The sequence below is a fragment of the Vibrio sp. nBUS_14 genome (genome assembly GCF_051201655.1).
Taxonomy (GTDB): Bacteria; Pseudomonadota; Gammaproteobacteria; order Enterobacterales; family Vibrionaceae; genus Vibrio.
The window spans coordinates 226,451-251,397 of the sequence record NZ_CP179207.1 but is presented as its reverse complement, the minus strand read 5'-3'; the positions used below and the strand labels follow the sequence as shown (position 1 = coordinate 251,397).

The window sequence follows — 24,947 nt, the reverse complement described above, 5'->3', positions numbered from 1 at the left end:
AACATTATTCCAGAGGTGTTTTGTAGTTACTGTATGGGTTTATCAGTTGAATCATTACATAGCTGAATGGTTATGGTGAATACCGCACCCTTCAAGGCTTGGCTCTTACCCACTTCCACGGTTGCGTTGTGTTGAGCACAGATCTTCTCGACGATAGAAAGCCCTAAACCATGACCGCTCTTGGCTTTGTTACGCGCTTTGTCGCCAACGTAAAACGGTTCAAACAGGCGAGCCTGATGCTCTTGAGCCACACCATCGCCATCATCATGTACTGCAATTTTCAGTTGTTCTTGATGCGCGCTGGCTTCAATTAACACCTGAGAGCGTGCGAATTTCATGGCGTTGCGTACGAGATTATCTAGGGCGCGGTTCAGCAGTATCTCATCCGCAAGAACCTCGTAAGGTTGCTCTGGCAGTGATAGGTTGATGTCGAGCTCAGTGTCTTTTTTCCAACGCGTCATTGCGTGACCAAGAAAGTCATTTATCTCGACAGGCTGCTGCAAATTCTCGAGGTCGCAGCTATCCAATTTGGCGTAACATAATAGTTCATCGACCATCTTCTCCATCTCTTCGGTATCTTCAACAATGCTTTCTACAGTGTTTTGCTGAGACTCGTTGAGTGGCGTTTCTTTGAGCATTTCAGCTTGCCATTGGATACGGAATATCGGCGTGCGCAGTTCATGAGCGACGGCATTAGTGAGTGAGCGATTACTCTCAATCAAGCGGTGGATTCGGTCGGCCATTAGGTTGAAGGATTTGTTGAGTGAGCCGATGGCGATACCACTTGAGGTCTCGGCTCGTGAAGAGAGATCTCCCTCTGCAAAGGCTAGAGTTGCTGATTCAAGCTTCTTAACTCGGCGGAAGATGATAAATAGGTGGCATAAGCCGTATAAAATAAAACTTGCTAGGAAGAACAACCAAATGAGGTCATCTTCCAACTCTATTTTTTGCCTAACGAACGCTTCACTGTTGGGTAGGTAGTGATAGGTATTGTCACTGCTTGCTAAGCGAAACCATAGATCACGTTCATCATCATGAAAGATAAAGGTATTTGGGTTGGTACTGAAGAACTCCGAAACTGGGTTTGGTATTTCATCTTTTGGGTTGAACGTCACCAGTTTATTGCGAGTGGTTTCGACAAACTGGTTCATGGCTTGTTGAGCCGCTTCAAGTCCCTGATTTTTAGCGATGTTTTCTATGAGTTGCTGGTGGGCTGTTGCTTCATAATCTTGCAGAACATATTCGTAGTCGGTATTAAGCTGATAGACACAGATTTCGTAGGCGACAATGCCGCCCATAAAGCAAACTAACAGCCCTAATAGGGATTCCAAAAAGATACGTCGCATAATCGCTCTCTTTCATTACGCTCGTAGTGAGCGAAGTTAATGCCAGGCGGTTGAAACAAACAAGTAGCCTTTACCGCGAATGGTCTGAATTCTCTCTGCTGGTGTGTGGTCGTCGCCCAATATCTTTCTTAGACGCACGACTTTGTTATCTATTGTGCGGTCTATTCCGTCGTACTCAATCCCGCGCAATGTTTGCGTCAAGTAGTCACGAGATAACGGTGTATCTGGGTTGCTTGCCAATAACCAAAGTAGGTCAAATTCACTGTCAGTGAGTGATAAAATGGCACCTGAAAGTTCACACTTCTTATAGGTGTTTTTCAGAACGAGTTGATCAAACTGAAGGTTGTCTGAGTCATCGACTGAAGCCGTATTGACGTCTTGGCGGCGTAATAGCGAACGAACTCTGGCCAGCAGAACTCTTGGTTTAATTGGCTTGGTGACATAGTCATCAGCCCCTGTCTCTAAACCAGCGACGTGATCAAAGTCGTCATCGCTAGCGGTGAGCATCAAGATTTTACCTTTACAGTGCGTACGCGTCTGTCGGCATATTGTCAGTCCATCGGTTACAGGGAGCATTAAATCTAACAACACGATATCAGGCTGTTCGGCAAGGATGGTTTGCGTAGCATCACTACCATCATCTAATGTGGAGACATCAAAATCCTGCGTAACAAAGTAATCCTTTAGCATTCGCTGAAGTTTTAAATCGTCTTCTACGATGATCATTTTAGGTTTTGTCATTCCATTATCAGCCTTATCGTGCGTTTCATTTATTGAGATTACGTGAGGGAGCCTTGTGGTATTGCTAGCTATTACTAGATATCCAATTTCCATACTTTACGTAAAATACCTGACGTGAATGATTAAACACTTTCTACGCCAGTTCAATGATGATTTTGACTTTTTGGGAAAATAAAAAACAACGTTCAAAAAGAATTACATTCTCATACATTCATGAGACAGATGTGTATGTCTTTAAATAATAGAATCATTCCCATCAAAACATGATGGGAATAATTCAATGAACCACTATCGAAAGGCATTACTGGCGTTACCTTTGATTCTTTTAGCGGGCTGCAATTCAAGTTCCAGTTCGAATAAGCCTGCTACTAAAGCGCAAGCGAAACCTAAGGCTGATTACGTATTTTCATCAGTGAAATTAGGCAAGTTGTATCAAGAGCGAGAAGAGCTCCAAAAGGCAATGAAGCTGACTTACGATGGTGTGCAGTATGAAACCATTCTGTTTGCTGAAGACATTAGTGATGTGCAAAAAGTGGTCAGTCTTGCGGATAGTTTAGGTCAAAGCGTTGACCTGTATTTTCCTGATGCAGGGTTTGAGAGCTGTGGTATCTACACGGAGAGTAAGGGTTTGGACGTGTTTGATTGTGGTACGGCTCAACGTTCAATTGGCAATGATACGACGTTAATCCAAACGACAACGAGCGATAGAAAGCTTGCTGTTAAGCTTGAATACCAAAGCGAGTTGTCGCAATACGTGACGAGCCTGGGCTCTACAATCCTGAGTAAAACCAAAAGTGGGAACAAGGTTACGATCACCACGTCGTTTGCTTTCAATGCTTTTTACCGCGATGTGCTCAATGAGACTGGCGCTGTTGATCGAATTCAGTCGACTCTGGGTGCATCAACTTATTCTCAGCTGTTTGATATTGTAAAATTGTATCAAGGCAGTGAGATGACGCTGAAGTTTACCAACCATATTGGTGGTAGTGCCGACGATGATATCAATATGTACACTGGTCGCATGATCCACAATAACAACATGACGACGATCGTAACGCCTACGGGGTCAGTGTTCTCTGGCGGCACGGACTTGTTTGCTGCAGGTAATCCACGTATTTTGCAACGCGCTGATACTACCAAGGCCGTTGAACTGAATAAGCAGGTTGGTGTGCATAGTTGGGCCGAGGGTGATAAAACGGCGAAAGAATTCCCGTACACCAACGAGAGTCATCGTCAACAAGCGACCTATTTTACAAAGGTGATGGGAGGCAAAGGGATCGATTTCTACATCTTCACTTTAGATTCAGCCCCCGCTTCCGGTGAACACTGGATGACCAAAGCCGACTCGGATAAGTATGGTTTCATTACACGTATTGAGTAGTCAAAGAAAGTAGCAATAATGACTCCGCAAAGGTTGGTCTTGGCTCTGTCATTACCAGCCTTTTTTTGTGTCTGATGTTTTTAGTTTTACCTTTGTAGTGGTTGAGCAAAGGTTTTTATCTGTTCTAACAACGAATGCTTTACTCATGTCATAAGATGAACAAATACTGCATTTAACCATGGTGTAACAATTAATTCCCGCAGATCGAGTGATAAGAATGTGTAATCACGGCACTTTTTTGTCGATAGAATTTATTATCCGCAGCCTTACTGGCCGATAGGTTTCTATAATCTAACGATGTAAGGAGCATGTGAATGACTAATAAGGACGATCATTTATGCAGTTACTGGCAGGCACTCTGACACACTACGCTAACCCTCAAGCACGCCCTGAATTGGAATACTCGAGTGAGCAGCGTGACATTTTAAGTGTCGCGAACTCACAACAGGCGATTAAAGATATTTCTCAATGGCCAGGCTACTCTGTTACTCCTTTGCATGAGCTGAATGCTATCTCTGCTGAGATCGGCGTAAACAAGTTTTGGTACAAAGATGAATCGCAGCGTTTTGGCCTAAAGAGTTTTAAAGCACTCGGTGGCGCTTATGCGGTTGCGCGTCAGCTTCAGATTGAGATCGCCAACCGTTATGGGAAGAATCCGACCATCAGTGAGCTGCTCAACGGGGAATGGAAATCAGAAGTTGCTGAAATTGTTGTCAGCTGTGCGACAGACGGAAACCATGGCCGCTCGGTCGCGTGGGGCGCACAAATGTTTGGTTGTGATTGTGTGATTTACATTCATCGCGATGTGTCGGAAGGGCGTAAGCAAGCGATGGAAGCGTTTGGCGCAGAAGTGGTTCGCATCACCGGTAACTACGATGAATCGGTTCGTTTGGCCGATTCAGAAGCGCGAGCGAAAAATCGCGTGATCGTGTCGGACACCTCTTACGAAGGCTACATGGAAATACCTAAAGACGTTGCTCTGGGATATACCGTGATGTTGGCTGAAATTGTCGAGCAATTGGATGGTGAAATCCCCACTCATGTTTTCGTACAAGGCGGTGTGGGCGGTTTGGCATCCGCTGTTTGTGGTTACTTCTGGGATCTGTGGGGCGCTGAGCGTCCACGTTTTATTATCGTCGAACCTGAGCAGGCTAACTGCTTACAGAAGAGTGCTCAAGCGGGTAAACCGATTGTGGTTACGGGCGACTTAGAGACGCTGATGGCAGGACTCGCATGTGGTGAGGTTTCAAGCTTGGCGTGGACGATTCTACAAAATGGCGCTGATGATTTTATGACGCTGAGCGAAGAGGCCATTCCTCAATCGATGCGTATGCTGGCGAGTGGTGAAAAAACGGAAGTAGCGATAGAAGGGGGGGAATCTGCAGTTCCTGGATTTGCTGCAGCGATCATCGCTAAGCAGGCCCCAAATTTCGCTGAAAAATTGAATTTAACTCAAGACAGCCGAGTGTTGGTGATTGGTACTGAAGGAGCAACCGACCCGGATCTCTACCAACAAATCATCGACAACAAAATCTAATAGCGAAAAGTACATAGTTAGCAGTTAGCAGTTAGTAGTTAGCCGTTAATCGCGAACAACAAATAATAAAGTAAGCCCCAAGGTTGGCGGTATGTAAGGTTTCTTCATACCGTCTTTTTTCTCTCATTTTTTACTTCATTTCACGACACGCCTTGTTTTCTAATCGATCCGGTCATCAATCGCGCTGCTCATCAATTGGAATTGTCAGCCCTACCTTAACGTTATCCATCACCACATTGGTTTGAAAGCTCTTGATATTGGCATTATCGAAGAAGGCTTCACGAGTAAAGTTGTCGTATCCCTCCATGTCTGCTGCAGTGACAATCATGATGAAATCTGAACTGCCGGTCACGTAATAACACTGCTGTACTGAGCGGTTTGAACTCATTTCTTTTTTGAAATTGTGCATCAAATCCACACGCTCACGCTCTAGCGTTACCTGAACGATAAACGTCATTCCATGGCCGACTGCTTTTGGGTTGATCACTGAGACATCAGCTTGAATGACACCTTGTGCTCTCATGCGTTTTAAACGGCGCTGAACAGCAGCAGGAGAGAGCCCTACCTTTTCTGCAATTTTGTCTGAAGTAGCTCTGTTTGAGTCTTGTACGATGTTGAGGATCTTCTTGTCGAAACTGTCGACCACCAATGCAGGTTGCTGTGTCATACCCATACTTCCCAATATCTGTTTGTAAATTAATTGTTTCTTTTGAACCAGTGTGTGATCGAGTTAAAGGTATTTAGCCTTAACAATTCGCCCTCGATGAATGAGAGAAAAAAATCATTATAGCGCAATAAAAATGCGGAATTTCCGCACGATAAGGTGTTCGTTTAATGATAATCCTTAAAGTTATCGGTGCATTATTAACCTTGTGAACGAAATGTAAAGTTCAAATTAACAGAGCTTGAAGTTTATATTATACATTTTGTTAACATTTATTGAGTGTTGATATCGGCAGTTCAAGGAGTCGGAAAGTATGAAATCTGCAATCGCTACTTTACAGTTTGAATTAGAACAATTGGCACCAGCAGGACGCGTCGGTGTGATTGCGTTGGCGACAGATTTCAATATTGAGCGTGATTTAAACGCGCTGTATCCAAACGATGTGCAATCGTTCACCAGCCGCCTAAGAAACTACAATCCATTGACGATAGAAAACCTGCGTAAGATGGAACCGGGGCTCGCTGCTTGTGCGGATACCATCCTACCGGGCACCGAATTGGATGTGGTGATTTACGCTTGTACCTCCGGCACCATAGCGATTGGCAGCGAGCGAATTACCCAGCTCATTCATCAGTCTCGCCCAAACGCTGCGGTAACGAATCCGGTGACCGCTGCCTTAGCGGCTTTCGACAGCTTTAAAGCGAAGCGTATCTCGGTATTAACGCCTTATACCGAAGCCGTGAATCAAGACGTGGCTGCATTTTTTGAGTCGCAAGGCATCGAGGTGCTGAGCATCGCTGGCTTTGGCTTTGAAGATGACACCGCGATGACGTTCATTGATCCAATGGACATTAAACACGCCGCACTACAAGTCTGTGACCCTGAAGCGGATCTTCTGTTTATCTCTTGCACGGCATTACGAGCAGCATCCGTTGTTGAATCTATTGAAGCGCGATTAGATAAGCCCGTTGTCAGCAGCAATCAGGTGTTGGCTTGGCACTCGCTTCAGTTGATGAACTACCCCATACCCATTAAAGGGTTTGGTGCACTGCTAGAGTACCATCTCCAACCATCCTCAGATAATTGCCGAAGGTCGCTGTTGTTGTAACGACCTTTGATTAAAGCTGCTCGCTTGGCGTTTAACTTCAGCAGCCAAGCTAACTCTACATTTAACGTTAATACAAAGAATGACACTTTGGGATCACTACTATGCCGTCTACTTTCTCGATTAAACCTGACCAACTGTCTTCGCTGCTTATTCAAAGCATGACGGAATGGCGTCAGCATTTGCACCGCTTTCCTGAGTGTGGCTTTGACGTCAATCTTACCTCTGATTTCATCGCCAGTAAGCTTGAGAGCTTTGGCGTAGAAGTGGTGCGTAACATCGGTAAAACAGGATTGGTAGGGATACTTCGTTCCGGAGCAAGTGAAACGAGTATTGGCCTAAGAGCTGATATGGATGCGCTACACATTCATGAGCAAAACAGCTTTGCGCATTGCTCACAACATGATGGGAAGATGCACGCTTGTGGCCACGATGGGCACTCTGCAATGTTGCTTGGCGCGGCAAGTTATTTAGCCGAAAACCTATTGGCAGGGAACTCAACCTTCGATGGCACGGTGTATTTCATTTTTCAACCCGATGAAGAGCATGGCTGCGGCGCACAAGCGATGATTGATGACGGCTTGTTTGAGCGATTCTCGATTGATGAAGTGTATGGCGTACATAACTTTCCCGGTTTAGCGGAGGGTGAATTGATGGTTCGTCCTGGATCATTAATGGCGAGTGAGAGCAGCTTTGAGATCACGATCAACGGTGTGGGTGGGCATGCCGCCCTGCCGCATCAAGGGGTCGATCCTTTAGTCGTTGGCTCACAAGTCATTCTTGGTCTTCAAACCATAGTATCTCGTAATCTCAGTGCGATTCACGATACGGCTGTAGTCTCTGCGACCGAGTTTATTACCGATGGCACAGTTAACGTTATTCCGACCCAAGTAACCATTAAAGGTGATTGTCGTTGCTTCACTGAAGCCTCTCTCGATCGAATCAAACAAAGTATGGAAAGGATTGTGGCGGGCATTTGTCAGGCAGCAGGCGCGACTTACGACTTCGAGTTTATCAATACCTTCTACCCAACCATCAACAGCGAGCAACAAACCCAATATTCGGTTGCTGCCGCGCAGAAGGTGCTTGGTGTCGAGAATGTTAATGACGCCTGCGACCCACTGACAATTTCGGAAGATTTCTCAAGCATGTTACGCGTTAAACCGGGCTGTTATGTGCTGCTGGGTAATGGCACGGAATCGGTCGGTGGCTGCGCATTGCATAACCCTGAATATGACTTTAACGACGTCATCTTAAAGCTCGGTGCGAGTTACTGGATTCAGTTGGTGAACGATCGTTTAGCACGATCAATTTAGAAACACTTAATTAGAAGCAGCTCAATTAGAAGCAATCAGAAGAGAAACAGATTCAGCAGTGATGCATTTGGCACTGCAAGGTAGTTGACTTTAAACGGAGTTTATTGTCGACACAGCCAAAACTGAAGCGCGTGAAGTGACCAAGGTCATCAGCGTGTAATTAGGATAATAAAAAGGAAAGACATGATGAAACGATTAGGCGTAGCACTGCTAAGTTTGAGCATGGTTTTTGGCGTTCATGCCGAAACATGGAAGTTTGCTTCAGAGGAGGACAAAACAGACGTTCAAGACATCTATGCGCAAAAATTTGCGGAAGTGATTAAGAAGGAATCTGATGGTGACATCCGTGTTCGCATCTATTACTACGGTCAACTGGGTACAGAAAACGACATCGTAGAACTGGCTGCCAAAGGCACCATTCAATTTGTGTCTGTAGGCGCGGGTCACTTAGGGTCTTATGTTCCTGAAGTACAAGCGGTGAGCTTGCCGTATGTACTGGGTACCAATGAAGCGATCACGCATAAGGTGTTAACGGAAAGCCCAACCATCTACAACAAGCTGGCACCTAAGTTTGAGAGCGTAAACCTTAAGCTGTTGTCGATGATGTCTGAAGGCGAAATGGTATGGGGTGGCAACAAACCTATCCGCACACCTGAAGATTTTTCGAACCAGAAGATCCGTACTTTCACTTCAACCATTCCTGTTGAAACCTACAAAGCGTTTGGTGCAACACCTACCCCTCTTTCTTGGGGCGAAGTGTACGGTTCACTGCAACTTAAGACCATTGATAGCATGGTTAACCCTATCTACTTCATCTACAACGCGAAGTGGCATGAGGTTCAAGATTACCTAATGTTCCCAGGTCAGCAACCTTATGTGAGCACCGTTTCGACCAACAGCAAGTGGTACAACGGCCTGTCAGAAGAGAAGAAAGCGATGGTCGACAAAGCGATCACAGCGGCAGACCAAGCCGCATACGATTATCAGATCCGCATCAACAAAGAGAACATGGACAAGATCTTAAAAGAGCGTCCAAACATGCAAGTGGTTGTGTTAACTGAGGAAGAGCGTGAACGCTTCAAGGTTCTCAGTCAAAAGCTGCACACGACTTACTATGACGTGGTAGCAAATGCTTATCCTTCTGGTGAGCAAAGTGAAGCGCGTGAGGGTGCGAAAACCATTCTCGAAGAAATCCTAGATGAAGTGAAGGCTGCTTCAGCGACGCAATAGAAAGCGTTGTTAGGATGAATACTATCCGCTGTTTATTGGCAGCGGGTAGCTTATCCCCACCTTCTCCAAATTGTGGCAATGGACCCCTGTCACTGAACGAAGTATGGAGCACTGCCTGTTATGAAAGAACTGCTACATAAAATAAGCGTCGCGACAGAAAAGCTAGAACGCTTTTTAATCATGACCGCCATTCTCGCGATGATGATCAATTCCACGGCCAATGCGATTGGTCGCTATGCCTTTAACAAAAGCCTGTTTTTCTCAGAAGAACTCAATCAGTTTTTGATCGTCTCAGTCACCTTTATTGGCTTCGCTTATGCGGTGCGCCAAGGTCGAAACATTCGCATGACCGCGGTCTACGATTCATTGAGTGCCAAAGCTCAAAAAGTTCTCACAACCAGCATTGCGCTACTCACCGCGATGCTGATGTTTTACCTCACCTACCATGCGTTCTTCTACGTCAAAGAGCTCAAAGACATCAATCGATTAAGTCCAGCCCTGCAGTTCCCGGTTTATTGGGTGTACGCGATCATTCCGATTGGTTTTTTCATTGCCGGATTGCAATACAGCATGAGTTTCTTGATGAACTTACTGCACAAAGAGATCTACGTGTCATTTGACGTGATTGAAAATAGAAACACAAAAGTAGGTGAGTTCGAATGAGCGATGTAGCACAGTTTTTCTCAGACATTATTGCCGGCGAATTAGATATTTATGTCATCACATTTACTCTTGTTTCTGTGATGGTGATTCTGCTGTTTTTGAGCTTCCCAATGATTGTGCCGCTAGCGGTTGGGGCTCTAATTGGCTTGATTCATTTCTCTCAGGTTGAGCCGGGAGTGCTTATTCAGCAGATGGTCACGGGCATCTCACCCAACGCATTGATTGCGGTTCCCATGTTTATCTTGGCGGCCGATATTATGACGCGTGGACACACGGCCTATAACCTACTTGGCCTGATTCAAGCGTTTGTTGGACATCTGCGTGGTGGGTTACCGATTACGACGTGTATCAGTTGTACCTTGTTTGGGTCTGTTTCCGGTTCGACCCAAGCGACCGTGGTGTCGGTCGGCCAGATCATGCGTCCGAAGTTGCTGCAAGCAGGCTACAAAGACAGCTTTGTGATGGCGTTGATCATTAATGCCAGTGACATCGCGTTTCTTATCCCACCGAGTATCGGTTTGATTCTTTACGGCACCTTAGCTAACGCCAGTGTGGGTGAATTATTCATTGCCGGTATTGGCCCAGGTTTAGTGCTCGCGAGTCTGTTCTCGTTGTACAGCTATGTCTACAGCGTAAAACACAGCGACACCATCACTTTGGTTGAAAAAGCCAACACCGCAGAACGCATTGAAGCGATCAAGAAAGCGATTCTTCCTCTTGGTTTTCCTGCTTTGATTATCGGTGGTATCTATTCGGGCATTGTCACGCCAACCGAAGCGGCCTCATTCGCTGTGCTGTATGCGATCATCGTTGAGTGCATTTTTTATCGCAAACTTGGCGTAAAAGACATCTGCGATGCGGCGTTAAATACTGGCTTGATTACGGCGGTGGTATTTATGCTAGTGGGTGTTGGTCAGGCGTTCTCTTGGTACATCTCGTTTGAACAAATTCCTCAAGAGTTGTTGGCTCCCCTCAATCTAGAAGACGCTTCGCCTGAATTCATTCTGTTTGTTATCGCACTGACTTTCTTTGTCGGTTGCATGTTCGTGGACTCGTTGGTGGTGCTGCTTATCTTGACACCCATCTTCATGCCGATTGTTGAGGCTGCGGGCATCGATCCAATCTTGGTCGGTGTGATGGTGACGCTACAAATGGCGATTGGGTCGGCCACGCCGCCATTCGGTTGTGACATATTCACCGCGATTGCGATTTTCGAGCGTCCTTATATGGAAGTGATCCGCGGAACACTGCCGTTTTTCCTCATCTTGATATTGATGTCTGCGTTGCTGATTTTCTTCCCAAATATCGCTCTGTTACCAAGAGACATTTTATTCAATTAATCCGTCGAGTTACCCTTATTCAATCAAGGATAGAGATATGAGTATACTGCCATTAACACCTCCGCAGAGAGGGTTTGAATCAGCAGAACTAGAGCAACGTACTGTCGAGTTGCAACAACGTCTTCGCGCGCAAAACATCGATGCTGCGTTTTTCACGACCGAGCCTGAATTCCGCTATTTCAGTGGTTTTAAATCGCAGTTTTGGGAAAGCCCAACTCGACCTTGGTTTTTGGTGGTGCCAGCGGTTGGTAAGCCCATAGCGGTAGTGCCAGAGATTGGTGTGGCTGGTTTTGACGATACATGGATTGACGATGTGCGCAGTTGGCCGTCACCAAGGCCAGAAGATGACGGCATCTCTTTGTTAGCTTCTACGCTATCTGAGGTCTCCAAGGGTTCTCGCAGAATCGGTTCGATGATTGGCCCTGAAACACATTTGCGTATGCCAGCCGCTAACTATGTATTGTTACAGCAGAAATTGAGCCAACATAGTGTGGTTGATGTGTCACTGATGGTTCGCGATCTTCGCAGTGTTAAGTCTCAAGCGGAGATCGATAAAGTACGCTTCGCTTGCCAAGTCACGGCGGCGGGCTTTGAGTATCTTCGTCATAATCTCGCTATAGGGATGACAGAGCGACAGGCGTGTAAAGCCATGCATTTGGAGATGTTGCGTTTGGGTGCCGATGCGTGTCCTTATTTGATTTCGGCATCTGGCCAAGGTGGCTATGACAACATCATCATGGGGCCAACGGATCGTGTGCTCTCTGAAGGTGACGTGTTGATCATCGATACGGGGGCCAACTTTGATGGCTATTTCAGTGATTTTGACCGGAATTATGCGTTTGGGCATGCGCAGCTAGATACGATAGCGGCTTATGACGCCGTTTATCAATCGACAGAAGCAGGGCTCGCGATTGCAGAGCCGGGACGAACAACCGGAGACGTGTGGCAAGCCATGTGGTCGGTGCTCGAAAAGAACGGTGCACTCGGCAACGATGTGGGTCGCATGGGGCACGGCTTAGGCATGCAGCTAACTGAATGGCCATCACATGTGCCAAATGGGGATGTGATATTAAAACCCGGTATGGTGTTAACCCTTGAGCCGGGCATGGCGTTTGCGAAAAACCGTATGATGGTACACGAGGAAAACATCGTCATCACAGAGTCTGGCTGCGAGATGCTGCACCAAAGAGTCTGGCAATCGATGCCGATTATTACTCAATAATTGGGTGCTCGTTGCTTTCTAGTCACATCCCCCCACTCAAATAAAGGTCGCGAATAAACCTGCGGCTTTTTTCAAATCAACTTCATTCTCAAAATGAGAGAAACGGAAGATTAAACTCTAAAGTACTGTTAAATAATAGATTAATTCCCGGCATTATCTTTGCTCCATATATCTATCTACACGTTTAAGGCTAGTGAAGAGGGAACATAATGAGAAATTGGAATTCAGTCATACTGCCTAGTTGCTTGATGCCATGTGTCGCGTTGGCGTTGACCACTGCGGACTTAACATTTGAGTCTGGAGCGGATGCTTCTAACTATTCTGCAAAAGGCAAACCCAATAATACTTACTCGGTTGCAGCGTCACTTCCTCAAGATGTTTTAACTAACGTCTATTTGATGTTGCCTGAAGGAAGTACGGTCAATAGCGCTTTTATTGCACCTGAGCGCTACTCGAGCATCGACATTGATGATGAGTTGGACGGTGCAGAGTACGCTACTGCCACAATCACTTTCTTAAACGAAGGGGCGGGTTACCGCAACACCCTTGGCTACTTCGTTTTTGATACCAATAACCCTCCAGCAACTAAAGACGATATCAACGCACATGTCGTGGTGTTTCCTAATACGTCCGTTGCTGATGTTGGGGAAATGCAAGAAGGGGACTCTATTGATCTCAGTGTCCAACTTACTGCAGGCCAAACATTGGCTTTTTTCATCATTTCCAATGGTTGGGGTTGGGAAGGATCTTATAACAACATCCCGTGGCTTGGTGGTTGGGGAGTACCCTTCTACAGCTATCCTTCGATTAACCCAGAGGCGACAGCCGAAAATAGAAGACACAATGTTGCCTTCTTGGATACAGAGAATGAGTTTTTGGTACTTGGTTTTGAGGACATTTACCGTCCAACTGGAGACAACGACTTTAATGATTTGATCTTTACCGTTGAAGTTACGCCATTTATTGCTGTTGATGGGGTTAACGAGGACGGCACAACAGATTCGAAGTATGAGGTGCTTGTTCAAGAGAACAACGAAGATGTGACTGTAACAACGGTGTACCCAAGTTCAAACAGCTACGCAACGATCGCATTTGAAGACAATTGGCCATTGAAAGGCGACTACGACTTTAATGACGTGGTATGGCGTTACAAAGTGACGGAGCAGCTTAATGGTCAACGAGAACTCAAAAATTTAACCGTAGATTACACACTTCAAGCGATGGGTGCGGGTTACTCGAATGGTTATGCAGTGAAACTACCGAATGTTTTACCTGCGAACGTAGCATCTACCACACTAACTCGTAACGGTGTTGCAGTCGGTCACACGATTTTACAAGCGGGAGACAGTGAGACGATATTGATGGTGTCAGAAGACCTAAGAGAGGATCTGGAAAACTTAGGCGAGTTAACAGAAAGCTGTGTTTTCTACCGAACCCAAAGTGCGTGTTCTGGGGTGCAAAACGCTGAGGTGCTTAAATATCAGCTTTACGTGGAGTTTACTACACCAGTATCACGTGATGACGTAGGTTATCCTCCTTATGATTCATTTATCTTTGGGGCTGATGGTACTTATCACGGTGACTTCGTTGCGACCCCTCCGGGTATGACGTGGCAAACTCACTTAAAAGAGTTTTCAGGTACCAGTGATATGAATGACACTTTGTTCAACAGCCACGATGATAGCTCTTCAGGCTCTGAGTCCTTCAAAACCAGCAATAATATGCCATGGGTTATTAATATTCGTGATGAGTGGGATCACCCAGTGGAGTTGGTTGATATCAGTGAAGCTTACACATCATTTCCAACCTGGGTAACCAGTAACGGCGAAACAGACAGAGAATGGTACAAAGCATCGACCATCAATAAAGTTATTTCAGCGACGGATGAATAGGAGAGAACCATGAACAATACGAGTAAATTAATCGCTATGACATCTCTCTCGTTGTTGGTTAGCGCCTGTGGAGGAGGCAGTGGTGGCAACTCAAGTGCATCACCAGCGCAGACTCCAGTTGTTACCCCAACGCCGGTTCAATCACCCGCAACGCCCTCTCAACCTGTTGCGGCTGCGGCAATCAACACCTCGGATATTGTGGCCCCCGTCGACTTCTCGTTTGATATCGGTGAGAAAATCAGTTTGTCGTTGGATTACACCGGTGTGACGCTCGGTGCCTTGCACTTATACTCTGAATCAGCATTCGTTATGAGTAACGGCGATGTGGTGGCAGAGCCCACTTCCAGAATTACCACGGTTTACCCAACTCATACCGATGTCGTGGAACTGGAGGTCAATGGTAATTGGGAGCAAATCTATGCCCGTTGGGTTCCGATGAGCAGCAAAGTACAAGAGCAGAGTTGGGTGATTAAAATGAACCAAGCGAGCAACAGTTGCCACCTAGCGTTTTAGATGTTTTGAGTCAGTCAATCATTGCCTATTAGTGGTCCGCTTAGAGCTAGTGCATCCAAATAAATGAGGGTGCTCCAGTTCTTTTTATTCTACTTCTCCTTTCCGTTCTCATTCTTGTTATTTGGTCTTCAATTCCTACCCTAAAAGCCAGTTGCACATCACTCACCCCGAGTTTCTTTGTGGGTTAGGTGTGGTTGATTTTTACGCTTATTGAGTAAAAACATTTGACCAATAACTATCACACCTCAAATCTTTAATTGATTTCATTAGTACCCTGAATGATATTTAAGTGTTTGTTTTTAAGTGATTTGTTGTGGTTTGGATGCTGTGTTGTTACGAGTTTGTTTTAAATAATAATTTGAACCCTAACGACTTTTCTGTCATTTTATAATTAATTGAACGTTCAATGAAAAATAAAAGGACTAAGAAATGCCCAAGGTAGGGATGCCTGATATACGTAAACCACAACTCGTCCAAGCTACGATGACCGTGATTGATCGAGTAGGTTTACATGCTGCGAGCATTGCTCTGATCAGTAAAGAGGCGGGTGTGTCGACAGGGATCATTAATCACTATTTTGGTGGGAAACATGGCCTGCTTGAAGAGACCATGCGAGAAATACTGCGTCAACTTTCGAATACCGTAACAACAGAATTAAAAGCGCTCCCTGCTGATGCTCACCAGCAAAGGATCAACGCTATCATCAACGGTAATTTCGAAGGCTATCAAGCGGAAAATAAAGTGTCGAAAACATGGCTCGCATTCTGGTCTTATTCGATGCATGACGCTCAACTCAAGCGTCTTCAACGCGTGAATGAAAAGCGTTTGATTTCTCACTTACTTATTGAATTAAAATCGATTTTTCAACCTGTTCAAGCGGAATTGATCGCACACGGCATTGCATCATTAATTGATGGGATCTGGCTGAGAGGGACGCTCAATCCTGAAGGCATTAACGCCGATAAAGCTCGTGCAATCATCAATGACTACTTAGACAAGCAGCTTACGTTTTACTCGTGTCAGCGCGATTAATGATTCATCAAAAATTCTAGTGAGTGAGCTCAAAAGGCTCGCTCTCAACAACGATATGCATTCACAAATACATAGACCGATAGAGTCTAAAACAATGATTAAGTCAGAAGATCAAATGGAAATGAACTCGTTATACATCGATGGTAAAGCGGTTGACGCTACCTCAGGCGAAACTTTCGTCAGCATTAACCCTGCAAACGGTGAACCTATCGCAACGCTTGGCCAAGCTTCTTCAGCTGACGTTGAACATGCGATTGAATCGGCGAAGCGCGGATTTGCGGTGTGGTCAGCAATGACAGCCGTAGAACGTAGCCGTATTCTTTTAAAGGCGGTAGAGATACTTAGAGCTCGAAATGATGACCTTGCGAACCTTGAGGTTGTCGATACGGGTAAGCCGTTACAAGAAGCGATCGAAGTCGATGTGGCTTCTGGCGCTGACGTTATTGAGTATTTCGCAGGGCTAGCACCTACGTTGCAAGGCGATCAACAACCCCTTAGTGACACTCAATTTTTCTACACACGCCGCGAACCGCTAGGTATTTGTGCGGGCATTGGCGCGTGGAATTACCCTATCCAAATCGCTATGTGGAAATCGGCTCCAGCACTCGCTGCGGGTAACGCGATGATTTTCAAGCCTTCAGAAGAAACGCCGCTAACGGCACTTAAGCTTGCTGAGATCTTCACAGAAGCTGGCCTTCCTGATGGCGTGTTTAACGTAGTTCAAGGTGACTACCGAGTGGGTCAAATACTAACGGCTCACCCTGACATCGCTAAAGTGTCTTTCACGGGTGAAACAGGTACGGGCAAAGCGGTAATGTCAGACAGTGCAAAAACACTCAAGTCTGTAACGATGGAGCTCGGTGGTAAATCACCCATGATCATCTTTGATGACGCGAAATTGGACGATGCGGTGTCAGCTTCTATGGTCGCAAACTTCTACACCCAAGGCGAAGTGTGCACTAACGGTACTCGCGTTTACGTTCATGAAAATATCTACAACGATTTCATCGATCAACTTAAAACACGTACTGAAAAGCTCATTATTGGTAACCCGATGGATATGGAGACTCAGATCGGTGCGTTGATTTCTAAAGAACATCTTTCAAAAGTCCTTGAAGCGATTGAGCTGGCTAAACAGTCGGGCGCTACATTGCTGACTGGCGGTTACCAAGTGACGGAAAACGGCTTAGCAAACGGTAACTTTGTTATTCCTACAGTATTCACAGATTGCCATGACGACATGCCTCACGTTCAGCAAGAAATTTTCGGCCCGGTTATGTCAGTGTTGAAGTTCACTGATGAAGGCGATGTGATTCGTCGTGCTAACGATACTCAATACGGCCTTGCTGCTGGCGTATTCACGCAAAACCTTTCTCGCGCTCACCGTGTTATTCATCAAATGCAGGCGGGTATTTGCTGGGTGAACACGTGGGGTGACTCACCGGCAGAAATGCCTGTTGGTGGCTACAAACTTTCAGGGGTTGGCCGTGAAAACGGACCAGAGACTCTACTCCACTATACGCAGACTAAGAGCATTCTTATTGAACTTGGCGACTACGCCAGCCCTTATGCCTAACGCGTAACACTCGATTAACGGGCTAGCGTAATAGAGTTAGCCCAACTGACTCATCTCAGGGAATAGATAACATGGAACAACGCTACGATTATATTATCGTCGGCGCGGGTTCGGCCGGCTGTGTGTTAGCGGATAGGCTAACAGAAAGCGGTGAACATAGCGTTTTATTACTCGAAGCGGGTGGTACAGATAAGAGCATTTTTATCCAGATGCCAACCGCGCTTTCTTACCCAATGAATACTGAAAAGTACGCTTGGCAATTTGAAACCGAGCAGGAACCGGGCCTTGATGGGCGTGAACTGCACTGCCCACGCGGCAAGGTGTTAGGCGGTAGCTCATCGATCAACGGCATGGTTTACGTGCGTGGCCACGCATGCGACTTCGACCAGTGGGAAGAAGAGGGCGCAGCGGGTTGGAATTACCAAGCGTGTTTGCCTTATTTCCGCCGTGCTGAATCGTGGAACAAAGGTGGCGACGAATACCGTGGTGACAATGGCCCAGTCGGTACATGTAACGGTAACGATATGGCGCTTAACCCACTTTATCAAGCCTTCATCGATGCAGGTAAAGACGCCGGTTACCCAGAAACACAAGACTACAATGGCTATCAGCAAGAAGGCTTCGGCACCATGCACATGACGGTAGACAAGGGGGTTAGAGCCTCAACCTCTAACGCTTATCTACGCCGTGCATTGAAGCGTTCAAACCTTATATTGAAAAAAGGCATCGTGGCACGTCGTTTCTTACTTGAGTCACTCGTCGTAAAAGACCAGTCATCAAAAGGTCAATCAGGCTTGAAAGCGGTTGGTGTCGAGTTTGAAAAGTCAGGCAATACCCAAGTCGCGGTAGCGAACAAAGAAGTGATCTCTTCTGCGGGTTCTATTGGCTCTGTTCAACTGCTGCAACTGTCTGGTATCGGCCCTAAAGCGGTACTTGAGAAGGCGGGCGTTGAGCTGAAACACGAACTCAGTGGTGTCGGTGAAAACCTACAAGACCACTTAGAAGTGTACTTCCAATACCACTGTAACGAACCCATCACTCTCAACAGCAAACTTGGTTTAGTCAGCAAGGGCATGATTGGCGCGGAATGGATTCTGACTCGTAAAGGTTTGGGTGCTACTAACCACTTTGAATCGTGCGCGTTCATTCGCTCTCGCAAAGGCTTGAAGTGGCCAAACATTCAATATCACTTCCTGCCAGCAGCGATGCGTTACGACGGACAAGCGGCTTTTGATGGTCACGGCTTCCAAGTTCACGTTGGGCCTAATAAACCAGAAAGTCGCGGTACGGTGGCGATCACTTCGGCTGATCCACATGTCAAGCCTGAGATCATTTTCAATTACATTTCGACCGAACAAGACCGCCAAGATTGGCGCGATTGTATTCGGCTGACGCGTGAGATTTTGTCGCAACCTGCTATGGATGTTTATCGTGGCGAAGAGATTCAGCCTGGTCTGAGCGTAACTTCTGACGAAGCGATCGACGAATGGGTTAAGCAGAACGTTGAAAGTGCTTATCACCCTTCTTGTGGCTGCAAAATGGGCGCTGATGATGACCCAATGGCGGTACTTGATGAAGAGTGTCGTGTTCGCGGTATTGATAATCTGCGCGTGGTCGACTCCTCTGTTTTCCCTGTTATTCCAAACGGTAACCTTAACGCACCTACCATCATGGTGGCTGAGCGTGCCTCGGATCTGATTCTGGGCAAGCCCGTTCTAAAAGAGCAAAACGTTCCGGTATGGATAGCACCGGAATGGGAAGAAACACAAAGAATCAATAAGCCAGTACGAGAAGCGTAAGCGTCTGTTATTGTTTGAAAAATAGCAAAAGTAGCAAAGAATAAAAACAACAAGTAACAAGCAAAAAATAACAAAACTAATTAGTCAAAAGTCAGAAGAACTGCTCTCTATCGGTGTTGATATCGAGCAGAAAAAGGAAAGATAAAAAGGAACCATTATGACGACTCTAAATATTCAGAACGTGACGACAAAAACGTTAACAGCACTAGCCATCAGCTCATTTGCATTTAGTGTTAACGCTTCTGTTGAACCTCAACAATGTGAAAACATACGCTTCGCTGATGTCGGTTGGACAGACATCACAGCGACAACGGCTGTCACTTCAGAACTACTGAAAGGTCTAGGCTACAAAACCAAAACCGACCTACTTTCCGTTCCGGTCACTTATTCTTCAATGGCGAACGGCGACATCGATGTGTTCCTAGGGAACTGGATGCCAACAATGGAAGGCGACATCGCTAAGTACCGCGAAGCGGGAACGGTTGAGACAGTGCGTGCCAACCTTGAAGGTGCAAAATACACACTAGCCGTACCAAAATACGTGTACGACGCGGGGGTTAAAAGCTTCGCAGATTTAGCTAAGCACGCCGATAAATTCAAAGACCGCATCTACGGTATTGAGCCGGGCAACGATGGTAACCGCCTAATCCAATCGATGATCGATTCTGACGCTTTTGGCTTAAAAGATTTTAGCTTAGTTGAATCAAGTGAAGCGGGCATGGTATCGCAAGTATCTCGCGCTGCTCGTCGTAGCCAGTGGATCGTTTATCTAGGCTGGGCACCACACCCAATGAACAGCAACGTTGAGATGGAATACCTATCAGGTGGTGACGACTTCTTCGGCCCGAACTACGGTGGAGCAAATGTTTACACCAATGTTCGTTCAAACTACATGTCTGAGTGTGCAAACGTCGGTCAACTTCTGCAAAACCTAGAGTTTACGTTAGAGATGGAAAACCAGTTGATGGAAGAGATTCTTAACCAAAAAGTGAAGCCAGAAAAAGCGGCGCAACAGTGGTTAAATGCTAACCCACAACAAGTTGAAGCTTGGTTAGACAACGTAAAAACGCATAAAGGTGAATCAGCGACGCAAGCGGTTACTGAATACCTAAAACAAGTTAAAGCTTAGTTCTACCTATCTATCGATCTATTTATCAAAGCTCTATAAATAAAAAAGGTGGGCTTGCCAATTGTTCGATTGGTTTGAAGTAGCCCACCCATAATAAAAGGCAATATTGTGAATTTTATTACGGAAAACAAAATCCCTGTTGGTCAATGGATGGAAGCGGGTGTTGATTGGTTAACGATCAATGCAGCAGGATTCTTTGACGCTATTTCGATTTTTTTAGAAACCATCATTATGTTTTTAGTCGATGTATTTAAGTGGATGCCACCGGCTTTACCAATCGTGATTACTGCGGCGATTGCTTGGTATTTACACCGTAAACCCTCGCTTGTGATTTTCGTGGTTGCAGCCTTGCTGACTATTTTAAATCTTGGATATTGGCAAGAAATGCTGGAAACCTTTGTTCTCGTCTTTGCGGCGACAACGATTTCCGTATTAATTGGTGTTCCAGTTGGCATTATGGCCGCGCATCGCCCTTGGTTGTATACGTTACTGCGCCCCATTCTTGACTTAATGCAGACGGTACCAACATTTGTCTACCTTATCCCAACCTTGGTTTTATTCGGCTTAGGTATTGTTCCGGGCTTAATCTCAACCATTATTTTTGCTATCGCGGCGCCAATACGTCTGACCTACTTGGGCGTGACTAAGGTGCCAGAAGAGCTCATTGAAGCAGGTAAAGCGTTTGGCGCTAGCCGTATGAAATTGCTGCTCAAAGTGGAATTACCAGCGGCTTTGCCAAGCATTATGGCTGGTGTCACTCAGTGCATCATGTTATCGCTTTCTATGGTAGTGATTGCGGCACTTGTTGGTGCTGACGGGCTTGGCAAACCTGTTGTTCGTGCATTGAACACAGTGAACATCTCACAAGGTTTTGAAGCCGGACTGGCGATCGTATTAGTCGCTATTATTCTTGATCGCTTGTGCAAAACACCAAACCAGAAGGAAGCTTAATCATGCCTAACTCTCATGAACAAAAGACAATGAGCGCGATTACTATTAAAAATCTCGATGTTGTGTTTGGTGATAAGCCGAAGCAAGCGCTTGAGCTGCTCGATCAAGGTAAACCTCGCCAAGAGATCATTGATGAGACTGGCCAAGTCGTTGGCGTAGACAATGTGTCGCTGACCGTCGAAGAAGGCGAGATTTGTGTGCTGATGGGCTTATCGGGCTCAGGTAAATCTTCTTTATTGCGTGCAGTGAATGGCTTGAATGCGATCAGCCGTGGCTCATTGGCGATCAAAGATGGAGACAAACTGGTTGATTTAGGTGAACAGTGTGACGAAGCGACCTTACGTCACCTTCGTACTCACCGCGTTTCGATGGTGTTCCAAAAGTTTGCCCTAATGCCTTGGTTAAACGTGTTAGATAACGTGGCGTTTGGTCTTGAAATGCAAGGTGTCGCTAAAGATGTTCGTCGTGCTAAAGCACGAGAACAACTAGAAATGGTAGGTTTGGCAGAGTGGGAAACCAAGTATCCGCATGAACTCTCTGGCGGTATGCAGCAACGTGTTGGTTTGGCGCGTGCATTTGCGATGGATACTGACATTCTATTGATGGATGAACCATTCTCGGCGCTTGATCCGTTGATTCGTGCGCAGTTACAAGATGAGCTAATCCTATTGCAAAACAAGCTTAACAAAACGATTCTATTCGTGAGTCATGATTTAGATGAAGCACTGAAGATTGGTAATAACATTGCGATCATGGAGTCAGGAAAATTGATTCAACACGGTAAGCCTGAAGAGATCGTACTCACGCCAAAAACAGAATACGTGAAAGATTTTGTCGCACACACTAACCCGTTGAACGTCCTCAAAGGTCGTTCGTTGATGCAACCACTGGATTCTTTGAAACAAGAAGATGAAAGTTGGAATATCTGTGACTCTAAAGACCTATGGATTGAGCAGAATGAAGGTACGTTATCTGTAAAAGGTGAATCGACGTTGGCGCTTGTTGAGTGGAACGAATCTGATGATTTGACTGCAATCAGCGCATCAAGTGTTGTAGTGGCAAGTCCAGAGATTGGCATGCGTGATGCGATTAAACTGAAACAGCTAAGTAATCACCCGATTTTGCTGGTGGAAGACAATAAACTGGTCGGTATTTTGGATAACAGTGAATTTTATAGTGCGCTTACTGGTAACTTTCAGATGAATACCGCTGCGTAAAATTTCGTTTTTTAGCTTAGTTATTGGGGCTGGTTTTATATTGAGTGGAGAGGGATAATTCTCTCTACCTCTATGATTATTAAGATATATTATTCTTTGAGTTTGTATTCTCTGACTCATTATTTTTGTCTTCATTGAAGCTTTGATTCCCCCTTCATTAAGTAAAAGTGCCGTACCAAGCAAGTTTAGTGGTATAGAAAAGATTGAGAATAGTATTAACATCAGTACAATGCGGAAAAATCAATGAAGTAAATTATCAATTTACAGTGTAATTCGAGCGATCCTAAGCTGTTCAGTTTGGAAAATCTCATCGCTACAGCACTGTAAAGCCACTCACAGTATATTAGTACAAAGGTCTGCATCTTGGATAAACATGACGAAATCTTGGTCGCTATTCGCCAAATTATTCGCGCTATCGATTTACACTCGAAAAAGCTGAGTAAAGAGTATGGTTTGACGGGCCCTCAATTGATTTTAATGCGCGCAATCCAAGAGATGGGTAATGTGACGATCAAAGAATTGTCTAATCAAACTAATGTGAGTCAAGCGACGACAACGACAATCATCGATCGTCTAGAGCTTAATGGTTATGTGCAACGTATCCGTAGTGTTGCTGATCGACGTAAAGTTCACGCGAATTTGACTGATAAAGGCCAAGAGCTACTTAACAATGCGCCACCACCGCTACAAGATAACTTCGTTAAAAAATTCCAAAACCTAGAAGCATGGGAGCAAAGCCTGCTGCTCTCTTCGATGCAACGAGTGTCTGCAATGATGAACGCAGAAGACATCGACGCTGCCCCAGTTCTACAGCTTGAAGGCATTGCCAACGTTGTTAAGAGCTAATTAGCTAGCTGAGTTAATTACTTAAAAAAAATGTATTAGAATATTATTTAGTGGTCGCTTTGAGCGGCCATTTTTGATCTCAATTAGAGGTAATCAGGTTTGTGCGCAGTTATTTACCTCTCCCTCCTCTAAGCAACAAAACTTTTTTCACTATAGGCGCGTCCTATAAACTGAAAACAACAACCTTAAAGAGTCTGTTTGGTACCTTAAAATGTCCAAATTGGGGTGTTTTAAGTGGCTGTTTTTATTAGTTTTTAATTTAATGTTTTTTAAAGATCACAGTGGTAGTCTGAGCTTCATTTCTTTAGGGGGCTAAATGGACACCAATAACAGCACTTATCATCAACACAGTTTTGCTCATCAAGATCTATCAGAGCTAACATTTACAGCGTGCACTTTCATTCGATGCGACTTTAGGCGCTCGAATTTACGCGATGCAACGTTTATCAATTGTAAGTTCATCGAGCAAGGCGATATCGAAGGGTGTCACTTTGGTATCGCAGACTTGCGTGATGCAAGTTTTCAGAACTGCCAGCTCGCCATGGCCAATTTTAGCAACGCCAATTGTTATGGGATTGAGCTACGTGAATGTGACTTGAAAGGAGCGAACTTTACGCGAACAAATTTTGCTAATCAGGTGAGTAATCGCATGTATTTTTGCTCGGCGTATATCACAGGCTGTAACCTTTCCTATGCAAACTTTGAACAGGCCTGCTTAGAAAAGTGTGAGTTGTTTGAGAACCGTTGGATAGAGACTTACCTTGCAGGAGCGTCATTAAAGGAGTCAGATCTGAGCCGAGGCGTATTCTCTGAAGATGTATGGGGGCAGTTCAGTATTCAGGGTGCAAACTTGTGTCACGCTGAATTAGAGGGGTTAGACCCTCGTAAGGTCGACACATCGGGCATTAAAATTGTCGCTTGGCAACAAGAGCAACTGCTTGAAACTATGGGTATTGTGGTTATGCCTGATTGATAAGGCGAGTGAAATGACCAATTTTTGAACGGTATTCCTGCTGATGACATTATCGCTCGTATAATTTCTCTAATTGAACCAGAGCAGTTTCAGAGTGCTTCATCGACAGGATGTTATCGACACAAACGCTTACCGAAGGTCAAGCTGTTCCTGACGACGGAAAGATGCTTCTAGGCTCATAAAATCGAGAAGATAAAGCGCGCACCACCCATATGAACAATGTGTATGCGTGATGAATAGTGCGATGTTAGAGACAGTATTAAGTGCAGGTTTCAACCAGGCGATCCCTCATGCGGCCGGCCTTCTTTGCTGAGTAAGGGACAATTTGATTTTTGGTCATGTTGTGATGACCAGAAACTGACAGTGCACTAAAGCTCCGTCTTCCTGTGTTAACTCCACAATTTATAAAGTAAATGAGGCGTCCAGTCGGACACCTCAGATACAAAGTACTAATCTCTAAAAATTAAGATAGAG

Annotated in this window: 21 protein-coding genes and 1 pseudogene; 19 read left to right on the top strand and 3 right to left on the bottom strand. The window is 45.4% G+C overall.

What is annotated here, in order from left to right:
* Positions 1–26 precede the first annotated feature (26 nt).
* Together ACMAZD_RS18695 and ACMAZD_RS18690 are read right to left on the bottom strand one after the other, a co-directional pair.
* Entirely contained in the window at positions 27–1,346 is a 1,320-nt protein-coding gene (locus tag ACMAZD_RS18695; RefSeq protein WP_435250147.1) for a sensor histidine kinase, read from the bottom strand.
* Positions 1,347–1,382: 36 nt separating this feature from the next.
* Complete coding sequence (locus ACMAZD_RS18690) at positions 1,383–2,087, bottom strand: response regulator (RefSeq protein ID WP_435250146.1); 705 nt, start codon at positions 2,085–2,087, stop codon at positions 1,383–1,385.
* 280 nt (positions 2,088–2,367) lie between these two features.
* Here ACMAZD_RS18690 and ACMAZD_RS18685 point away from each other — a divergent pair, with 280 nt between their 5' ends.
* Together ACMAZD_RS18685 and ACMAZD_RS18680 are read left to right on the top strand one after the other, a co-directional pair.
* The gene (locus ACMAZD_RS18685) at positions 2,368–3,468 is read left to right on the top strand and encodes an alpha/beta hydrolase (protein ID WP_435250145.1); all 1,101 of its coding nucleotides are present in this window, start codon (positions 2,368–2,370) and stop codon (positions 3,466–3,468) included.
* 337 nt (positions 3,469–3,805) lie between these two features.
* Positions 3,806–5,005 carry a diaminopropionate ammonia-lyase gene (locus tag ACMAZD_RS18680; protein WP_435250144.1) on the top strand — a complete coding sequence of 400 codons (1,200 nt, stop codon included), beginning with the start codon at positions 3,806–3,808 and terminating at the stop codon, positions 5,003–5,005.
* A 175-nt stretch (positions 5,006–5,180) separates the two neighbouring features.
* On the opposite strand, the gene ACMAZD_RS18675 is transcribed toward ACMAZD_RS18680, so the two are convergent.
* The gene (locus ACMAZD_RS18675; protein ID WP_004732456.1) at positions 5,181–5,672 is read right to left on the bottom strand and encodes an Lrp/AsnC family transcriptional regulator; all 492 of its coding nucleotides are present in this window, start codon (positions 5,670–5,672) and stop codon (positions 5,181–5,183) included.
* Positions 5,673–5,982: 310 nt separating this feature from the next.
* On the opposite strand from ACMAZD_RS18675, the gene ACMAZD_RS18670 reads away from it, so the two are divergent.
* From ACMAZD_RS18670 to ACMAZD_RS18590, 17 genes and pseudogenes are all read left to right on the top strand, one after another.
* Positions 5,983–6,777, top strand: coding sequence for a maleate cis-trans isomerase family protein (locus tag ACMAZD_RS18670; protein ID WP_435250143.1), 795 nt, complete (start codon positions 5,983–5,985; stop codon positions 6,775–6,777).
* A 101-nt stretch (positions 6,778–6,878) separates the two neighbouring features.
* Complete coding sequence (locus ACMAZD_RS18665) at positions 6,879–8,090, top strand: M20 aminoacylase family protein (protein WP_435250142.1); 1,212 nt, start codon at positions 6,879–6,881, stop codon at positions 8,088–8,090.
* A 186-nt stretch (positions 8,091–8,276) separates the two neighbouring features.
* Positions 8,277–9,320, top strand: a complete 1,044-nt coding sequence (locus tag ACMAZD_RS18660; RefSeq protein ID WP_435250556.1) for a TRAP transporter substrate-binding protein — start codon at positions 8,277–8,279, stop codon at positions 9,318–9,320.
* A gap of 120 nt (positions 9,321–9,440) precedes the next feature.
* Positions 9,441–9,983, top strand: a complete 543-nt coding sequence (locus tag ACMAZD_RS18655; protein ID WP_435250141.1) for a TRAP transporter small permease — start codon at positions 9,441–9,443, stop codon at positions 9,981–9,983.
* Positions 9,980–11,323 carry a TRAP transporter large permease gene (locus tag ACMAZD_RS18650; RefSeq protein WP_435250140.1) on the top strand — a complete coding sequence of 448 codons (1,344 nt, stop codon included), beginning with the start codon at positions 9,980–9,982 and terminating at the stop codon, positions 11,321–11,323. Before ACMAZD_RS18655 ends, ACMAZD_RS18650 begins: the two co-directional genes overlap by 4 nt.
* 37 nt (positions 11,324–11,360) lie before the next feature.
* Entirely contained in the window at positions 11,361–12,545 is a 1,185-nt protein-coding gene (locus ACMAZD_RS18645; protein ID WP_435250139.1) for a M24 family metallopeptidase, read from the top strand.
* Between the two features lie 209 nt (positions 12,546–12,754).
* Positions 12,755–14,437: an LruC domain-containing protein gene (locus tag ACMAZD_RS18640; protein ID WP_435250138.1), complete on the top strand. Its 1,683-nt coding sequence runs from the start codon at positions 12,755–12,757 to the stop codon at positions 14,435–14,437.
* Between the two features lie 9 nt (positions 14,438–14,446).
* Entirely contained in the window at positions 14,447–14,950 is a 504-nt protein-coding gene (locus tag ACMAZD_RS18635) for a hypothetical protein (protein WP_435250137.1), read from the top strand.
* 429 nt (positions 14,951–15,379) lie between these two features.
* Positions 15,380–15,982 carry a transcriptional regulator BetI gene (gene betI / locus ACMAZD_RS18630; protein WP_435250136.1) on the top strand — a complete coding sequence of 201 codons (603 nt, stop codon included), beginning with the start codon at positions 15,380–15,382 and terminating at the stop codon, positions 15,980–15,982.
* Between the two features lie 115 nt (positions 15,983–16,097).
* The gene (betB, locus tag ACMAZD_RS18625) at positions 16,098–17,558 is read left to right on the top strand and encodes a betaine-aldehyde dehydrogenase (RefSeq protein ID WP_435250555.1); all 1,461 of its coding nucleotides are present in this window, start codon (positions 16,098–16,100) and stop codon (positions 17,556–17,558) included.
* Positions 17,559–17,629: 71 nt separating this feature from the next.
* Complete coding sequence (gene betA, locus ACMAZD_RS18620) at positions 17,630–19,357, top strand: choline dehydrogenase (RefSeq protein ID WP_435250135.1); 1,728 nt, start codon at positions 17,630–17,632, stop codon at positions 19,355–19,357.
* Between the two features lie 157 nt (positions 19,358–19,514).
* A complete protein-coding gene (locus ACMAZD_RS18615; RefSeq protein WP_435250134.1) occupies positions 19,515–20,486 on the top strand; it encodes a choline ABC transporter substrate-binding protein in 972 nt (323 codons plus the stop codon).
* Positions 20,487–20,594: 108 nt separating this feature from the next.
* Positions 20,595–21,437 carry a choline ABC transporter permease subunit gene (gene choW, locus ACMAZD_RS18610; protein ID WP_017105438.1) on the top strand — a complete coding sequence of 281 codons (843 nt, stop codon included), beginning with the start codon at positions 20,595–20,597 and terminating at the stop codon, positions 21,435–21,437.
* Between the two features lie 2 nt (positions 21,438–21,439).
* Positions 21,440–22,654, top strand: a complete 1,215-nt coding sequence (gene choV / locus ACMAZD_RS18605) for a choline ABC transporter ATP-binding protein (RefSeq protein WP_435250133.1) — start codon at positions 21,440–21,442, stop codon at positions 22,652–22,654.
* Between the two features lie 363 nt (positions 22,655–23,017).
* Positions 23,018–23,500, top strand: a complete 483-nt coding sequence (locus tag ACMAZD_RS18600; RefSeq protein ID WP_017105440.1) for a MarR family winged helix-turn-helix transcriptional regulator — start codon at positions 23,018–23,020, stop codon at positions 23,498–23,500.
* A gap of 316 nt (positions 23,501–23,816) precedes the next feature.
* Positions 23,817–24,473 carry a Qnr family pentapeptide repeat protein gene (locus ACMAZD_RS18595; RefSeq protein WP_435250132.1) on the top strand — a complete coding sequence of 219 codons (657 nt, stop codon included), beginning with the start codon at positions 23,817–23,819 and terminating at the stop codon, positions 24,471–24,473.
* A 12-nt stretch (positions 24,474–24,485) separates the two neighbouring features.
* Positions 24,486–24,652, top strand: a pseudogene (locus tag ACMAZD_RS18590) (ISAs1 family transposase); the annotation flags it as partial.
* Positions 24,653–24,947: the final 295 nt, after the last annotated feature.

Bases quoted from the DNA above. Each gene is read 5' to 3' on its own strand.
- ACMAZD_RS18645 (WP_435250139.1), top strand. From the start codon at position 11,361: ATGAGTATACTGCCATTAACACCTCCGCAGAGAGGGTTTGAATCAGCA.
- ACMAZD_RS18595 (WP_435250132.1), top strand. From the start codon at position 23,817: ATGGACACCAATAACAGCACTTATCATCAACACAGTTTTGCTCATCAA.
- ACMAZD_RS18675 (WP_004732456.1), bottom strand. From the start codon at position 5,672: ATGACACAGCAACCTGCATTGGTGGTCGACAGTTTCGACAAGAAGATC.
- ACMAZD_RS18665 (WP_435250142.1), top strand. From the start codon at position 6,879: ATGCCGTCTACTTTCTCGATTAAACCTGACCAACTGTCTTCGCTGCTT.
- ACMAZD_RS18685 (WP_435250145.1), top strand. From the start codon at position 2,368: ATGAACCACTATCGAAAGGCATTACTGGCGTTACCTTTGATTCTTTTA.
- ACMAZD_RS18650 (WP_435250140.1), top strand. From the start codon at position 9,980: ATGAGCGATGTAGCACAGTTTTTCTCAGACATTATTGCCGGCGAATTA.
- ACMAZD_RS18655 (WP_435250141.1), top strand. From the start codon at position 9,441: ATGAAAGAACTGCTACATAAAATAAGCGTCGCGACAGAAAAGCTAGAA.
- ACMAZD_RS18695 (WP_435250147.1), bottom strand. From the start codon at position 1,346: ATGCGACGTATCTTTTTGGAATCCCTATTAGGGCTGTTAGTTTGCTTT.
- ACMAZD_RS18690 (WP_435250146.1), bottom strand. From the start codon at position 2,087: ATGACAAAACCTAAAATGATCATCGTAGAAGACGATTTAAAACTTCAG.
- betA (WP_435250135.1), top strand. From the start codon at position 17,630: ATGGAACAACGCTACGATTATATTATCGTCGGCGCGGGTTCGGCCGGC.
- betB (WP_435250555.1), top strand. From the start codon at position 16,098: ATGGAAATGAACTCGTTATACATCGATGGTAAAGCGGTTGACGCTACC.
- choV (WP_435250133.1), top strand. From the start codon at position 21,440: ATGCCTAACTCTCATGAACAAAAGACAATGAGCGCGATTACTATTAAA.
- ACMAZD_RS18670 (WP_435250143.1), top strand. From the start codon at position 5,983: ATGAAATCTGCAATCGCTACTTTACAGTTTGAATTAGAACAATTGGCA.
- betI (WP_435250136.1), top strand. From the start codon at position 15,380: ATGCCCAAGGTAGGGATGCCTGATATACGTAAACCACAACTCGTCCAA.
- ACMAZD_RS18660 (WP_435250556.1), top strand. From the start codon at position 8,277: ATGAAACGATTAGGCGTAGCACTGCTAAGTTTGAGCATGGTTTTTGGC.
- ACMAZD_RS18635 (WP_435250137.1), top strand. From the start codon at position 14,447: ATGAACAATACGAGTAAATTAATCGCTATGACATCTCTCTCGTTGTTG.
- ACMAZD_RS18615 (WP_435250134.1), top strand. From the start codon at position 19,515: ATGACGACTCTAAATATTCAGAACGTGACGACAAAAACGTTAACAGCA.
- ACMAZD_RS18640 (WP_435250138.1), top strand. From the start codon at position 12,755: ATGAGAAATTGGAATTCAGTCATACTGCCTAGTTGCTTGATGCCATGT.
- ACMAZD_RS18680 (WP_435250144.1), top strand. From the start codon at position 3,806: ATGCAGTTACTGGCAGGCACTCTGACACACTACGCTAACCCTCAAGCA.